12 protein-coding genes, 3 tRNA genes and 3 rRNA genes are annotated in these 15561 nt (G+C 47.0%); 15 read left to right on the forward strand and 3 right to left on the reverse strand.

Annotation, left to right across the window (positions count from 1 at the left end):
• Positions 1-114: 114 nt before the first annotated feature.
• Positions 115-786, reverse strand: coding sequence for a phosphatase PAP2 family protein (locus tag ABTV53_RS00945; RefSeq protein WP_433749613.1), 672 nt, complete (start codon positions 784-786; stop codon positions 115-117).
• Between the two features lie 303 nt (positions 787-1089).
• Between ABTV53_RS00945 and ABTV53_RS00950 the strand changes: the two genes are divergently transcribed.
• The 4 genes from ABTV53_RS00950 to ABTV53_RS00965 all read left to right on the forward strand — a co-directional run bounded on the left by ABTV53_RS00950 (position 1090) and on the right by ABTV53_RS00965 (position 3266).
• Positions 1090-1878 (forward strand): lysostaphin resistance A-like protein, encoded by a 789-nt coding sequence (locus tag ABTV53_RS00950; RefSeq protein ID WP_433749616.1) that lies wholly within the window; start codon positions 1090-1092, stop codon positions 1876-1878.
• A gap of 139 nt (positions 1879-2017) precedes the next feature.
• Entirely contained in the window at positions 2018-2254 is a 237-nt protein-coding gene (locus ABTV53_RS00955; RefSeq protein ID WP_036607962.1) for a DUF6953 family protein, read from the forward strand.
• Between the two features lie 395 nt (positions 2255-2649).
• Positions 2650-2850 carry a cold-shock protein gene (locus ABTV53_RS00960; protein WP_024633772.1) on the forward strand — a complete coding sequence of 67 codons (201 nt, stop codon included), beginning with the start codon at positions 2650-2652 and terminating at the stop codon, positions 2848-2850.
• 188 nt (positions 2851-3038) lie between these two features.
• A complete protein-coding gene (locus ABTV53_RS00965; RefSeq protein ID WP_017691121.1) occupies positions 3039-3266 on the forward strand; it encodes a cold-shock protein in 228 nt (75 codons plus the stop codon).
• Between the two features lie 246 nt (positions 3267-3512).
• Here the strand turns inward: ABTV53_RS00965 and ABTV53_RS00970 are convergent, their stop codons facing one another.
• Positions 3513-3851, reverse strand: coding sequence for a hypothetical protein (locus ABTV53_RS00970; protein WP_433749619.1), 339 nt, complete (start codon positions 3849-3851; stop codon positions 3513-3515).
• Positions 3852-4015: 164 nt separating this feature from the next.
• Between ABTV53_RS00970 and ABTV53_RS00975 the strand changes: the two genes are divergently transcribed.
• A complete protein-coding gene (locus ABTV53_RS00975) occupies positions 4016-4750 on the forward strand; it encodes a class I SAM-dependent methyltransferase (RefSeq protein WP_433749621.1) in 735 nt (244 codons plus the stop codon).
• Between the two features lie 59 nt (positions 4751-4809).
• Here the strand turns inward: ABTV53_RS00975 and ABTV53_RS00980 are convergent, their stop codons facing one another.
• Positions 4810-5454, reverse strand: a complete 645-nt coding sequence (locus tag ABTV53_RS00980) for a GntR family transcriptional regulator (protein ID WP_433749624.1) — start codon at positions 5452-5454, stop codon at positions 4810-4812.
• A 327-nt stretch (positions 5455-5781) separates the two neighbouring features.
• On the opposite strand from ABTV53_RS00980, the gene ABTV53_RS00985 reads away from it, so the two are divergent.
• The 10 genes from ABTV53_RS00985 to ABTV53_RS01030 all read left to right on the forward strand — a co-directional run bounded on the left by ABTV53_RS00985 (position 5782) and on the right by ABTV53_RS01030 (position 15558).
• Entirely contained in the window at positions 5782-6603 is an 822-nt protein-coding gene (locus ABTV53_RS00985; RefSeq protein WP_433749626.1) for a transporter substrate-binding domain-containing protein, read from the forward strand.
• Between the two features lie 23 nt (positions 6604-6626).
• Entirely contained in the window at positions 6627-7283 is a 657-nt protein-coding gene (locus tag ABTV53_RS00990) for an amino acid ABC transporter permease (RefSeq protein ID WP_433749627.1), read from the forward strand.
• A gap of 141 nt (positions 7284-7424) precedes the next feature.
• Positions 7425-8645 (forward strand): ornithine--oxo-acid transaminase, encoded by a 1221-nt coding sequence (locus ABTV53_RS00995; RefSeq protein WP_433749629.1) that lies wholly within the window; start codon positions 7425-7427, stop codon positions 8643-8645.
• Positions 8635-9600: an arginase gene (gene rocF, locus ABTV53_RS01000; protein WP_433749632.1), complete on the forward strand. Its 966-nt coding sequence runs from the start codon at positions 8635-8637 to the stop codon at positions 9598-9600. The genes ABTV53_RS00995 and rocF overlap by 11 nt, the downstream gene beginning before the upstream one ends.
• Positions 9601-10214: 614 nt before the next feature.
• A 16S ribosomal RNA gene (locus tag ABTV53_RS01005) occupies positions 10215-11767 on the forward strand.
• Positions 11768-12138: 371 nt separating this feature from the next.
• Positions 12139-15067 (forward strand): 23S ribosomal RNA (locus ABTV53_RS01010).
• A 75-nt stretch (positions 15068-15142) separates the two neighbouring features.
• Positions 15143-15259 (forward strand): 5S ribosomal RNA (gene rrf / locus ABTV53_RS01015).
• Together the 16S, 23S and 5S rRNA genes with 3 tRNA genes alongside form the textbook arrangement of a ribosomal RNA operon.
• Before the next feature lie 38 nt (positions 15260-15297).
• Positions 15298-15371 (forward strand) — tRNA-Ile (locus ABTV53_RS01020).
• A gap of 34 nt (positions 15372-15405) precedes the next feature.
• Positions 15406-15481 (forward strand) — tRNA-Ala (locus tag ABTV53_RS01025).
• Between the two features lies 1 nt (position 15482).
• Positions 15483-15558: transfer RNA gene (locus ABTV53_RS01030), tRNA-Asn, on the forward strand.
• Positions 15559-15561: the final 3 nt, after the last annotated feature.

A 15561-nucleotide genomic window follows, 5' to 3' on the forward strand; every position in this document is an offset into this window, starting at 1 on the left:
ATAATGTTCTTCTATATAAGTAGGTTTACTCAAATGAGTACAAAAAAGAGGGCCTATGCCCTCTTTTACTGTATAGCAGGATGATCACCCCACCTGTTACATATATAAATGTCGTTATACATGACTGCTTGGATTTGAAGCTGTAAGTGGCTGCTTGCTTTTTTTTCGTGCCTGCCCAAGACGAAGAGCAAATACATGTACAGTCCAATACGCGGCCTCAGCAAACAAAATGCCTCCAGCGATGTCCAGCAAGGAATGCTGTTTTACAAACACGGTTGAAGCAATAATCAACCACAGCCATACCGACCAAGAAATCCGTGCCAAAGGCTTAAAGTTCAAGTGTCTGTTAATCACAATAAACAGCAAATAGCTGGTCAGCACATGAACACTTGGGAAACAGTTGAAGGGCGCATCATTGGTATAGATAAACTGTACTAGCACGCTGCTCAGATCGGTTCCGCCGACCTCCGGGCGCGGGACATGGGTAGGGAACACCGCAAAGCAGACATTGGCAGCCATGACACCAACATTATAGGTAATCAACGTACGCCAGAATAATGACTTGTTCGTCAGACCCAAATAGAGAAATCCAAGATAAAGAATAGGCATCCAGCTAATGTACGGATAAATAAATTCTTTGATAAAAGGAATCTGTGTATCAATCCAAGCATAATTGTAGAATACATCACTTCCGGTGTTGCTGCCTAGAAATACGTAAATGGAGCCTTGGAGCGGTATGCACAGAATAGCCAGTAAATGCCCCCAGCGCTGAAAGAATGCTTTCATAGTATCCCCCTGATTTCATTATGCATTGTAAAACTATCGTTTTGGCACTTCATAGATATATGACGTTGAAGAGTCGCGACACCCCTGCAGCATTGAACTCTTGTAATACTATAATGGACAGATAAAGGTATGAGCCATACCTGATTTTAGGGGAAAAGAAGTCAGGATAAGTCTCTTTTTTGTTACTTTTATAGTTTTATCCATAATAGGGATATTCAATATACGGATGATGTGATACAACTATATTGGCATATAAGTTCTTATGACAACGGAATACATAAATGAAACGAGGTAGGTAAATGTATGATTAATCCGCAATCCAAGTCAAAACATTCCTTTTCCGAGCGCAAACCTGTGCTCACCGTTGTAATTATTGAACTTCTTCTCCTGTTAGCCGTATTTGTAGCAGGGGCCATTGCAACGATAAAACAACTGGACTACACTTCCCCTGTACTCATCTCCTTTACACCCATCGCAATTGTTCTAATGGTCTATCTGACGTTAAGACGCAAATGGGGAGAGACTGGATTCCGGTCCTTGCAAAGTATCCCGGCTAGCCACGCAAAGTATTATATTCCACTACTCCTTGTACTGGGTACACTTGCCCTGAAAGGATTTGGGGAGCTGAGCTTGTCACGGGTAGCCTTTTTCATCTTTTTTACCTTGCTCGTAGCTTTTGTAGAGGAAACGATCTATCGAGGGCTTATCTTCAAAACATTGCTTCAAAAAAGTGCAGTGGCCGCAGTTGTGACCTCCAGCATCTTGTTTTCAATTACACATCTCCTGAACGCATTGTCTGGTCAGCATATGACAGACACGATCATGCAATTGGTCTATGCGCTGCTTCTGGGAGCTGCACTGGCGTTATTAATGTTGAAGAACGGAAATATCGTACCGCTTATTTTGTTTCATTTCATACATAATCTGATTCAATTTCTAGGGAATGATCTGGAGGACACAGGTACACTTCCTTACGATTTATTTATATTGGCTGTACTGATTGCTTACTGTGCATGGTTAGTGTGGAGTAATCGATCAAATTCATCTATTCCTTCCAGAGGGAGTGAGCATACCAATACGGTTGTTCATTAGTGGTATTGCTTGGAAGTAGTTATCATACAGTTTCCCGTCAGCAGTTGGATTATGGTATACTTCAGTCTGGCGGGAAGACAGATATGCATGTCACGAGGTTTGCCTATCCGTACATTATGTTCAGACAGTAGGTGATACAGTGGAGAAGACAGCACAAGGCGTAGCAGAATGGATGGTACAGGAGATCAAATTCACTGGAACACTTCATCAGGAAGCTGCCATAGAATATGTGAAGACCCATTTTGGCGAAGAGTTTGTTTTTGTGAACGAGAACGGCAATACATCATTGTCCAAGGAAGTGAAGAAAGCTTTCCGGAAGCTTCATCGTGGGCAGATCGCCTGGGATCGGGATGCATTTATGTGGGCATGGACATAGTGGGTTAAACCGGTGTAAGACGGTTCATTGGTTGTGTTGGGTATGCATGTCAGAATAGTATATAAAAAATGTATAAGATGGATTAGATCTGCATATCCTTTCATAAGACCGCTCATAAGGGATTGGGCACGTAAGCATGATAAACCCTGTCACCACGCGAGTTAATAACATGTATTTCCAAAGCTGTTTGAAAAGAAAATACAAAGATTTGCTTTTTGGCTGAATTGGAGTTATAATAAAAACAAGTTGTAGAGAGTGGAAAACCTAATTCATATATTGTAAAGGGCGATCACTTATAGGTTTATGACTGGTACCTTTTTCAATGTGTGAATTTTTATTTGCTTGCTGCAAAGAACAAAGGAACATGTTAATCTTTATTTGGAGGTGTAATTCACATGCAAAACGGAACAGTAAAATGGTTCAACGCTGATAAAGGCTTCGGTTTCATCGAAGTTGAAGGCGGAGAAGATGTATTCGTACACTTCAGCGCTATTACAGGCGAAGGCTTCAAAACGCTGGACGAAGGTCAACGCGTGCAATTTAAAATTGTACAAGGAAACCGTGGTCCTCAAGCAGAAGAAGTTGTAAAACTGTAATTAAAGCATAGCTGCCTTTAACATGTTATAATGGTAAAGGCAGCTTCTTTTTTTTGATTAGTTATATAAAAGTCGGCCCATTAGTTGTCGAGGCAGGAGTTCGGTGGGATGTAAAACTTCCGCTAAGTGTAGGCTTCTGTGAAATAACGTCGGTTAGATGTTTTTCCATAACAAAGGGGGTAGAAGTCATGTATAATCGCAAAAAACCGTTGGAAGAGATTCCACAAGCTGATGCGGCAATCTGGGAATGTACGAGTGATACGTGCAAAGGATGGATGCGGGACAATTTTGCGTTTGATAACGTACCTACTTGTCCGATATGTGCTTCTGAGATGGTCAGCACGACTAGGATGCTACCATTGCTTGAGAATTCGAATAGTAATCTGAAAACGATGCCTAAAGGAAATCGGATTTAACATAGCTTACCCGCCTCTAACGAGGTGTTTTTTTTTAAGATCAAACAGACACCCTCTGCGAAGGTAAGGGGATTAAATATGAAGTTCCCGGCATTCGTTTTAGCGAATGCCTTTTTTTGTATCATTTTTTAAACAGAAAATATAGTGTAATTGATGTGAATCGTATGTAAAAGACAAAGACCCTTTTCGCTATAAGCAGAAAGGGTCTTTGTTATGACTACAATTTTACCATGATCGGATTTGAGTTTAAATGAATAGGAATGGCAGCAGAAACAATGTTGCTACCAGAGCCAGTTCGATCCCTGCCCCATAGCCATAACCCCGACCGTATCCATATGGACCGTACGCCGAAGATTTAACTTTCTTTGATGCAACAGCATTTTTCTTGCTGCTTTTTACCAGCTGCTGTTTGGATTTGACTGAACACAGCCGTGGTCCCTCGAAACATCCGTTCAAATAAACTTTTCCATCACGACATTGACTAAGTGTGCCATACATATGCTTACCGTCTTTCATAACAAGACAAACGGAACGTCCAACGTGCGGAGAAACCGTTTCTTCACATACCGGATTAATTCTGTACATGCAAATCCTCCTCATTAGATGCGGTTGCCGCTTGAATTCAACGGTTTGTATATCATAGTAAATAAAAGAGGATTTGGTATGGACGAGTACCCGGAAAATCGAATAGGGAGGAGCCGTTTTTGAGTCTATTCCATACACTGGGAGGAGTGAGGAGGGAATGTTGCGTGGATTATCATGACATGCTGGCTCGGTTAGGGGAGGGGAGTGCCCATCCCGGAGGATTTTTGGCAACGCTGAAGTTACTGGAGAGCTTATCTCTGCCTGTGGATAGTCATATCCTTGAGATCGGATGTGGCACTGGGAGGACTGCTTGTTACCTGGCGAAAAGGGGTTATCAAGTAAAGGCAATTGATCTTAATCGCCAGATGCTGGATAAGGCTGTTCGGCGAGCAAGACGAGAGCGGGTGGATGTTCGATTTGTTCAGGCTGATGTAGCATCGTTGCCTTTCCCGGAAAATCATTTTGATATGGTATTCGTGGAGTCGGTTACGATTTTCACCCCATGGCGGAGTGCATTTGCTGAGTATAGAAGAGTGTTGAAGCCCGCTGGACTTTTGGTGGATCGGGAGATGGTTCTATCAGGTCAGAAGACCGAATTGATGTGTCGCAGATTAAAGCAATTTTATGGTATACGAACCCTGGTAACGGCCACAGCATGGAGAAAACGCCTTAAACAGTGTGGTTTCACCAAGGTAGAGGTCAAAGAATATTCACGTTCTATGGGAAAATGGGGCGTTGATCATGACCCACATCGCGAGATGGATATGAATTGGTTTGAGGACGAACGTATGCAGCGTATGAGTCGAACTAATGATCGTTTGCTTGCGAAATACGGCAGAAAGTTGGGATATGCTGTTTTTGCCGCTAGGGCACCGTTGGAGGTCAAAAAGGAAAAATAGGAAAAAGGCAACTCACACAATCGTGTAAGTTGCCTTTGGTTTGTTTCGGGCAGAACGTACTACAGCATATCGTTGTCGATAATCCGCCAGTGGTGTTTGAGTAGGGATTCCAGTTGATTCTTATCCTTTGCTCGAAAAGCACTTAAAATTTGCCGGTGCTCTTCATTAACTTCGAGCAGTACCTCAGATAGCTTTGGCTTATTATCACTAACATACGACTGCCGGATGAAACTGTTCTTTAATGTGTTTAACATCTCAATCACTGTGGCGTTACCACATCGCTGGATGTAGAGGTTATGGAACTGATATTGGTTCTTGTTGTAGGCAGCAAGATCAAGCTGGCTGATATCTTCGTCCATTCGGACAACCAGAGTTTCCATCTCCAAAAGTTCAGATGGTCTGAGATGGTCTGCTGCAAGTGTGGCGGCAAGTGCCTCCAGCACACCGATCGCTTGGGAGAACTCCAGTTTTTTGCCTGCATCAAAAGGAGTGACAATAAATCCCCTGCGTGGGATGTATTGCAGCAGATTGTCCGAAGCCAGCTGGAAAAGGGCCTCACGAGTTGGCGTGCGACTGATGTCCAGCTTTTTGCATATTTCGGCCTCGTTGATCTTCTGGTTAGGTAGCAGCGTCCCGTCCTGAATCTTCTGGGCAATGTAATCGTATACGTGATCTTTCAAGGACCGGTATTTGGGTACCTCCATACCGAATCCTCCTTTCTATGTATAGTGAATAATTAGAAGGGTGTGAGGCCGTACTGTGCGCGCCGTTCAGGCGTTTCAAGTTTTTATCATCTTAACACCGAGGGGGAAGTTGGGCAAGCAAACTTCATGTTTCAGACGATGTAAGTGCTGTGTTATATATATCACATTTTATGGAATTAAAGCGTATAATTGTTTAAATAATGATTGTGATAAACCAAATTGTTTGTTAGTATTACTTACATATAAGTCCATATATTGTCTTATGTATATTGTATACAAATTTATCATTGTGCTACTCAGTCTAAAAAAAGAATAGGGGTATGCTGTGTGAGAAAAGTATTGTTGCCAATGATGCTGTTGTTAGTGGTTGTAATCATGTCCGCGTGTGGCCAGGAAAAAACGACAGGGGCCGGATCAGATGTTACTTCGTCTTCGGGAAGTAGTCCTGATGAAAAGGAAGTAATTATACTTGGAACCAGTGCGGACTATGCACCCTATGAATTTCATAAGAAAATCGATGGTAAAGATACTATCGTAGGTTTTGACATTGAGATTGCCAAAGCCATCGCGGCCGATCTGGGCGCCGAGCTGAAGATTGAGGACATGGACTTTGATGGCCTTCTTATGGCCCTCGGTACAGAGAAGGTTGATTTTGTAATATCGGGCCTGACTCCTACGGAGGAACGAAAGAAGAACGTTGATTTTACAGATATCTACTATTATGCAGAACAGGCAGTTCTCGTTAGAGAAGGCGAAGATACAGCAATGAATTCTATTGATGATCTATCCGGCAAGGCAGTTGGCGTACAAAAGAGTTCCATTCAGGAAGGCATCGCTCAGGAAATAGAGGGGGCAAAGCTCACTTCTCTGGCCAAAATACCTGAACTGATTCTGGAATTACAGACCGGGCGTGTAGACGCACTCATTCTGGAGAAGCCGGTGGCTGAACAGTATGTGAAGAATCAAGAAGGGATTATCGTTGTGGGTGTAGAGATTGAACAGGCTGAAGACGAGGGTGGTTCGGCGATCGCGGTGAAGAAAGGTAATCAGAAGTTGCTGGATCAGATCAATACTACATTGGAAAAGCTCAAAACGAATGGAGATATTGAACGGTTCGTCGTTGAAGCGAATGAGATGCTCGGTGAATAAACCGGACGAGTGAGGGATATGCCGTGAGTTTAGATTTTTCCTTTCTATTAGAACATTGGCAGGATTATGCACGAAGTGCGTGGGTTACGCTTGAGCTTTCCTTCTTCGGTGTATTGTTTGGTACGTTACTTGGTGTGTTCATGGCATTAATACGAATATCCCGAATATGGCCCATTAAATTTGTGGCTTCGGCGTATATTGAACTCATTCGAGGAACGCCAATGCTGGTACAGATTCTTATTATTCATTATGGTCTGACGGTTGTAGGTGTGAACTTGCCGGCATTTATGTCGGGGGTGGTGGCTCTGACGATGAATAGTTCGGCTTATATGGCTGAAGTGTTCAGGGCCGGGATTCAAGCGATTGACAAAGGGCAAACAGAGGCTTCGCGCTCCCTTGGGATGACGCATGGTATGACACTTCGCTACATTATACTGCCGCAGGCCTTTCGTAACATGCTTCCAGCGATCGGCAATGAATTCATTATTATCATTAAAGATTCTTCGCTTGTCTCCATGATCGGCATAGCCGAGATTATATACACGGCCAGAACGATTCAGGGTGTTACGTTCCAGCCGCTTGCTCCGCTGCTTGTTGCCGCCGGGCTCTATTTTATAATCACATTTACACTGGCCAACTTGCTCTCTTGGTTGGAACGTAAACTGTCTACTTCTCGATAACTATTGATAAAGGATTCGATTCAAAAAAGGCTGGGAGTAGGCTACAGTGGAAATAGCGCGATGTAGTCGTAAATGGCGGTGGTATAGCATACATTGATATTGTATTTTGTATACAATATTTTGGAAAGGTGTTGGATGTGTATGTCAGATTCCAAAATGTTAATGGATTGGTCGGAGCGTTATGCTGCACCTAATTATCATCCACTCCCTATTGTTATTGAACAGGCGGAAGGGGTATGGGTGGAAGACCCTGAAGGCCGCCGTTATATGGATATGTTAAGTGCATACTCTGCATTGAATCATGGTCATAGACATCCTGTTATCATACAGGCGCTCAAGGATCAGGCAGATCAGGTTACGCTGACATCACGGGCATTCCACAGCAGCTCCGCTTCTCTTTTTTATCAAAAACTTTCACAATTCACGGGGAAATCGAAGATTCTCGCCATGAATACAGGAGCGGAAGCGGTGGAGACTGGGGTGAAGGCGGTACGTAGATGGGCTTATCGTTGCAAAGATGTACCTGAGAATCAAGCCGAAATTATCGTATGCTCTGGTAACTTTCATGGAAGAACTCTGACGGTTACGTCCTTTTCTTCTTCAGCGGAGTATAAAAAAGATTTTGGACCGTTCACACCTGGATTCCGGATTATCCCCTATGGAGATATAGAAGCACTGAAAAAGGCCATTACGCCAAATACGGCTGGTTTTCTTGTAGAGCCTATTCAGGGCGAAGCTGGAATCGTCATCCCGCCTGATGGATATTTGGCAGAAGCTTTTGCTCTGTGTAAGAGCCAGCAGGTGTTGACTGTAGCTGATGAGATCCAGACCGGATTTGGAAGAACAGGTCGCCGTTTTGCCTCCGACTGGGAAGGTGTTGAACCGGACATCTGGATTATGGGCAAAGCGCTGGGGGGAGGAGTCATGCCAATCTCGGCTATCGCTGCTGATGCGGAGATACTGGATTTGTTTGAGCCGGGGTCTCATGGTTCTACGTTTGGGGGTAACCCACTCGCTTGCGCCGTGGCTATAGCAGCTCTGAAAGTTCTTGAAGATGAGAAGCTTGCCGAGCGATCGGAGCGTATGGGGAACTATTTTATGAAAAGACTTCGAGATATTCGCAGTTCAGCCATACGGGATATTCGGGGGAAAGGCTTATTTATCGGTGTTGAACTGCATGAACCAGCCCGTCCTTATTGTGAGCGTTTGATGTCTACTGGACTGCTCTGTAAAGAAACCCATGAGACAACCATTCGATTTGCTCCACCACTGACGATTAAAGAGTCCGAGATTGACTGGGCACTGGAGAGAATTGAGCAGGTATTGATTAACAGTGAGGGAGCTGACCTACATGAAAAATGATGATGATGTACATGGTGGATTAAAAGATACTTCTATTGATACAAGTCAAACATCTTTGCAGCGTAATATTGCTATCATTAAGGTTCCTTTTGGACTCGGTGGAGCAAGAGGTGGAGCGGAGTTGGGGCCGGATGAATTGATAACAGCTGGACTGAAACGGGAGATTGCGAGTCTTGGACTAGTGCTCTCCAAAGAAGTACGTGTGGATTGCCCCTCTGAACCTGCTGCCCCTACTGAGCGGAATCGTGTAAAATACTTTAATGAGGTACGTCAGGTCAGTGAGAAGGTGTGTCATGAAGTATCGGCTGCGGTAGAGGAACAGGCCTTTCCACTTGTGCTTGGGGGAGATCATAGTGTAGCCATTGGTACGTTTGCCGGGCTGACTGCACAGTATTCGAATTTGGGTGTGATCTGGTTTGATGCGCATGCAGACTTGAATACGGAAGAACGCAGCTTATCCGGTAATATGCATGGGATGAGTGTGGCTGCATCCTTGGGGCATACTGCGTACAATCTGTCGCACATTGCTGGAGCAGGCGCGTTTATTGATCCGTCCAACTTGGTCTATATTGGTTTGCGTGATCTGGATGAGTATGAGAAAGAGCAGATTAAGGGACTGGGGATCCGCGCATTTACGATGCATGATATTGACCGTATGGGAATACAACAAGTTATTGAGCAAGCAATAGCTACAGCGGGAAAAGGGACAGATGGTATTCATGTCAGCTTTGACATGGATTGTCTGGATCCGCGGGAAGCTCCGGGGGTAGGCACCCCGGTACCGGGTGGTTTGAATTACCGAGAGGCACATTATGCATTGGAGATACTTGCTTCCACAAATCAAGTTACGTCGATGGAGCTGGTTGAGGTGAATCCGTTGTTGGATCACAATAGACATACGGCACGACTTGGTGTGGAACTGATCGCTTCTCTGCTTGGTAAGCGCATATTATAGGTACTGAGAAGTGAAGCGGAGTGTGTAAGTAGTGCCTAAGAAATGACTTTCTTATTTATATAGAAGGGAAGAAAAGTAAGATCTCCGAAAACTAGGGATAGTCACAATCAATTGTTCACTGCAATGGCAGTGGAAGTGGCTTCCCTGCTTATGTTTAATGAATAAGTATATCAGAAGCGCCGTAATGTGGATGCTGAGAGTTATCTCTATAGTACAGGAGCGTCAGATTACATATTGTGCTGATGATGTGGGTTGATTATCATTTTTGAAAAAAGACTTGCAATGTAAATCTGTACATGGTATATTCTACTTCCGGCCAAGAAAACACGGTTTACACGGTGCGGCAAGCAAATCAAATAAGCTTCGAAAGAAACTTTTAAAAAAGAGCTTGCAAAGTTGGTTCGGACATGATATTATATAAGAGTTGCTGAAGAGAACGACATTCGGTAACAAAACGAGTTTGATCTTTGAAAACTGAACAACGAGTGAGTAAACATTCTGCTTGCAGAATGAACGCGAAAGTTTGAAACAAGCCTTGGCTTGAATCGGCTGGAGCACAAATGAGATATTAATCTCGTCAGATTCAAAATGAGCTTATCGCTCTTTTCAATACTTTATTGGAGAGTTTGATCCTGGCTCAGGACGAACGCTGGCGGTATGCCTAATACATGCAAGTCGAGCGGAGTTGATAGGAAGCTTGCTTCCTTGATGCTTAGCGGCGGACGGGTGAGTAACACGTAGGCAACCTGCCCTCAAGTTTGGGACAACTACCGGAAACGGTAGCTAATACCGAATAGTTGTTTTCTTCGCCTGAAGAGAACTGGAAAGACGGAGTAATCTGTCACTTGGGGATGGGCCTGCGGCGCATTAGCTAGTTGGTGGGGTAACGGCTCACCAAGGCGACGATGCGTAGCCGACCTGAGAGGGTGATCGGCCACACTGGGACTGAGACACGGCCCAGACTCCTACGGGAGGCAGCAGTAGGGAATCTTCCGCAATGGGCGAAAGCCTGACGGAGCAATGCCGCGTGAGTGATGAAGGTTTTCGGATCGTAAAGCTCTGTTGCCAGGGAAGAACGCTTGGGAGAGTAACTGCTCTCAAGGTGACGGTACCTGAGAAGAAAGCCCCGGCTAACTACGTGCCAGCAGCCGCGGTAATACGTAGGGGGCAAGCGTTGTCCGGAATTATTGGGCGTAAAGCGCGCGCAGGCGGTCATTTAAGTCTGGTGTTTAATCCCGGGGCTCAACCCCGGATCGCACTGGAAACTGGGTGACTTGAGTGCAGAAGAGGAGAGTGGAATTCCACGTGTAGCGGTGAAATGCGTAGATATGTGGAGGAACACCAGTGGCGAAGGCGACTCTCTGGGCTGTAACTGACGCTGAGGCGCGAAAGCGTGGGGAGCAAACAGGATTAGATACCCTGGTAGTCCACGCCGTAAACGATGAGTGCTAGGTGTTAGGGGTTTCGATACCCTTGGTGCCGAAGTTAACACATTAAGCACTCCGCCTGGGGAGTACGGTCGCAAGACTGAAACTCAAAGGAATTGACGGGGACCCGCACAAGCAGTGGAGTATGTGGTTTAATTCGAAGCAACGCGAAGAACCTTACCAGGTCTTGACATCCCTCTGACCGGTACAGAGATGTACCTTTCCTTCGGGACAGAGGAGACAGGTGGTGCATGGTTGTCGTCAGCTCGTGTCGTGAGATGTTGGGTTAAGTCCCGCAACGAGCGCAACCCTTATATTTAGTTGCCAGCACTTCGGGTGGGCACTCTAGATAGACTGCCGGTGACAAACCGGAGGAAGGTGGGGATGACGTCAAATCATCATGCCCCTTATGACCTGGGCTACACACGTACTACAATGGCCGGTACAACGGGCTGCGAAATCGCGAGATGGAGCCAATCCCAACAAAGCCGGTCTCAGTTCGGATTGCAGGCTGCAACTCGCCTGCATGAAGTCGGAATTGCTAGTAATCGCGGATCAGCATGCCGCGGTGAATACGTTCCCGGGTCTTGTACACACCGCCCGTCACACCACGAGAGTTTATAACACCCGAAGTCGGTGGGGTAACCGCAAGGAGCCAGCCGCCGAAGGTGGGATAGATGATTGGGGTGAAGTCGTAACAAGGTAGCCGTATCGGAAGGTGCGGCTGGATCACCTCCTTTCTATGGAGAATCGTTTCCTGTAACGGAAACATTCAAATACGCAGGTTCTCAGAACCTGCGACAGCAATTCATTTCGGTCCATCACTTCGGTGTGGATGAAATGAAGAGCACAAACTACTCACTCGTTGCTCAGTTTTGAGAGCTCAAACTCTCAAACAGCTTGCTTTTGCATGGAGCTTGTTCTTTGAAAACTAGATATCGAAACGAAACAAACGCGAATTAGAACATTCCTTTTTAGCTGAACTTGTGCAAACAAGTTTCAATAAAAACGGTAGTACAATTGCTGTTGCGATGGTATCGAGTGGGAGCGACTTTTGGCTTTGGACGCAGTCCAAAACAAGGGAAGTGAGCGATCGAAACCGGAGCAATTTGGTTAAGCTACTAAGAGCACACGGAGGATGCCTAGGCGCTAGGAGCCGATGAAGGACGTGGCGAACAACGAAACTGCCTCGGGGAGCTGTAAGCAAGCTTTGATCCGGGGGTGTCCGAATGGGGAAACCCAGCTGGGGTAATTTCCAGTTACTCATAACTGAATACATAGGTTATGTAGAGGCATACCAGGGGAACTGAAACATCTAAGTACCCTGAGGAAGAGAAAACAATAGTGATTCCGTCAGTAGCGGCGAGCGAACGCGGAGAAGCCCAAACCAGAGAGCTTGCTCTTTGGGGTTGTGGGACGTCTCACATGGAGTTACAAAGGAACCGGTTAAGCGAAGAGGTCTGGAAAGGCCCGCCAAAGAAGGTAAAAGCCCTGTAGTTGAAAGTCTGTTCCCTCCGAGACGGATCCCGAGTAGTGCGGGGCACGTGAAACCCCGTATGAATCCGGCAGGACCATCTGCCAAGGCTAAATACTTCCTAGCGACCGATAGTGAAGCAGTACCGTGAGGGAAAGGTGAAAAGCACCCCGGAAGGGGAGTGAAATAGAACCTGAAACCGTGTGCTTACAAAAAGTCAGAGCCCGTTTTAGGGGTGATGGCGTGCCTTTTGTAGAATGAACCGGCGAGTTACGTTCCCGTGCAAGGTTAAGGTGAAGAGCCGGAGCCGCAGCGAAAGCGAGTCTGAATAGGGCGAGTTAGTACGTGGACGTAGACCCGAAACCGGGTGATCTACCCCTGTCCAGGGTGAAGGTGCGGTAACACGCACTGGAGGCCCGAACCCACGCACGTTGAAAAGTGCGGGGATGAGGTGGGGGTAGCGGAGAAATTCCAATCGAACTCGGAGATAGCTGGTTCTCCCCGAAATAGCTTTAGGGCTAGCCTCGGAAAACAGAGTCGTGGAGGTAGAGCACTGATTGGGTGCGGGGCCCGCAAGGGTTACCAAGCTCAGTCAAACTCCGAATGCCATAGACTTACTTCCGGGAGTCAGACAGTGAGTGCTAAGATCCATTGTCAAAAGGGAAACAGCCCAGACCATCAGCTAAGGTCCCCAAGTGTGTGTTAAGTGGGAAAGGATGTGGAGTTGCACAGACAACCAGGATGTTGGCTTAGAAGCAGCCACCATTGAAAGAGTGCGTAATAGCTCACTGGTCGAGTGACTCTGCGCCGAAAATGTAACGGGGCTAAACACACCACCGAAGCTATGGCTTGATGCTATGCATCAGGGGTAGGGGAGCGTTGTATAAGGGTTGAAGGTGTACCGTAAGGAGCGCTGGACATTATACAAGTGAGAATGCCGGTATGAGTAACGAAAAGATCAGTGAGAATCTGATCCGCCGAAAGCCTAAGGGTTCCTGAGGAAGGCTCGTCCGCTCAGGGTAAGTCGGGACCTAAGGCGAGGCCGAAAGGCGTAGTCGAAGGACAACAGGTCGAAATTCCTGTACCACCGTAAGCCGTTATGAGCAATGGGGGGACGCAGTAGGGTAGTGACGCGGACTGATGGATGTCCGTCTAAGCAGTAAGGCTGATGTGTAGGCAAATCCGCACATCATTAAGGCTGAGCTGTGATGGGGAGCGAAAATTATAGTAGCGAAGGTCATGATCTCACACTGCCAAGAAAAGCCTCTAGCCAGGTGAAGGTGCCCGTACCGCAAACCGACACAGGTAGGCGAGAAGAGTATTCTAAGGCGCGCGGAAGAACTCTCGTTAAGGAACTCGGCAAAATGACCCCGTAACTTCGGGAGAAGGGGTGCCCCGGTAGTGTGAATAGCACGAGGGGGCCGCAGTGAAAAGGCCCAAGCGACTGTTTAGCAAAAACACAGGTCTGTGCGAAGCCGTAAGGCGAAGTATACGGGCTGACGCCTGCCCGGTGCTGGAAGGTTAAGGGGAGTGGTTAGGGAGTAATCCCGAAGCTGTGAACCGAAGCCCCAGTAAACGGCGGCCGTAACTATAACGGTCCTAAGGTAGCGAAATTCCTTGTCAGGTAAATTCTGACCCGCACGAATGGCGTAACGACTTGGGCGCTGTCTCAACGAGAGATCCGGTGAAATTTTAATACCTGTGAAGATGCAGGTTACCCGCGACAAGACGGAAAGACCCCATGGAGCTTTACTGCAGCTTGATATTGAATTTGGGTACGATCTGTACAGGATAGGTGGGAGCCTTTGAAGCGTGAGCGCCAGCTTGCGTGGAGGCAACGTTGGGATACCACCCTGATCGTATCTAGGTTCTAACCTGGTACCGTAATCCGGTGCGGGGACAGTGTCAGGTGGGCAGTTTGACTGGGGCGGTCGCCTCCTAAAGAGTAACGGAGGCGCCCAAAGGTTCCCTCAGAATGGTTGGAAATCATTCGAAGAGTGCAAAGGCATAAGGGAGCTTGACTGCGAGACCTACAAGTCGAGCAGGGACGAAAGTCGGGCTTAGTGATCCGGTGGTACCGCATGGAAGGGCCATCGCTCAACGGATAAAAGCTACCCTGGGGATAACAGGCTTATCTCCCCCAAGAGTCCACATCGACGGGGAGGTTTGGCACCTCGATGTCGGCTCATCGCATCCTGGGGCTGAAGTAGGTCCCAAGGGTTGGGCTGTTCGCCCATTAAAGCGGTACGCGAGCTGGGTTCAGAACGTCGTGAGACAGTTCGGTCCCTATCTGTCGTGGGCGTAGGAAATTTGAGAGGAGCTGTCCTTAGTACGAGAGGACCGGGATGGACGTACCGCTGGTGTACCAGTTGTTCCGCCAGGAGCACCGCTGGGTAGCTATGTACGGACGGGATAAACGCTGAAAGCATCTAAGCGTGAAGCCCCCCTCAAGATGAGATTTCCCAGTATGTAAGACCCCTTGAAGACGACGAGGTAGATAGGCTGGGGGTGGAAGTGCAGCAATGCATGGAGCTGACCAGTACTAATCGGTCGAGGGCTTATCCAATAGCAAGTGATAATTCGCATGTTTCGTTTCGAATCTAGTTTTCAGAGAACAACACTCTGAAATGTAAGCTACGCGTTTGGTGGCGATGGCGGAGGGGTTCCACACGTACCCATCCCGAACACGACCGTTAAGCCCTCTAGCGCCGATGGTACTTGGACCGCAGGGTCCTGGGAGAGTAGGACGCCGCCAAGCGAAACCCCATTGGGGTATTTTTTTTCGAAAATTGATAAGGGCCCTTAGCTCAGTTGGTTAGAGCGCACCTCTGATAAGGGTGAGGCCGGTGGTTCGAGTCCACCAGGGCCCATAGCAAGACCACAACAAGAAATACACCAGAGTATGGGGCCATAGCTCAGCTGGGAGAGCGCCTGCCTTGCAAGCAGGAGGTCAGCGGTTCGATCCCGCTTGGCTCCACCATTCCCTGATAGCTCAGTTGGTAGAGCACTCGACTGTTAATCGAGTTGTCACAGGTTCGAGCCCTGTTCGGGGAGCCATAT

Origin of the sequence: Paenibacillus amylolyticus (genome assembly GCF_050990605.1) — a bacterium.
GTDB classification, from domain to species: Bacteria; Bacillota; Bacilli; order Paenibacillales; family Paenibacillaceae; genus Paenibacillus; species Paenibacillus amylolyticus_H.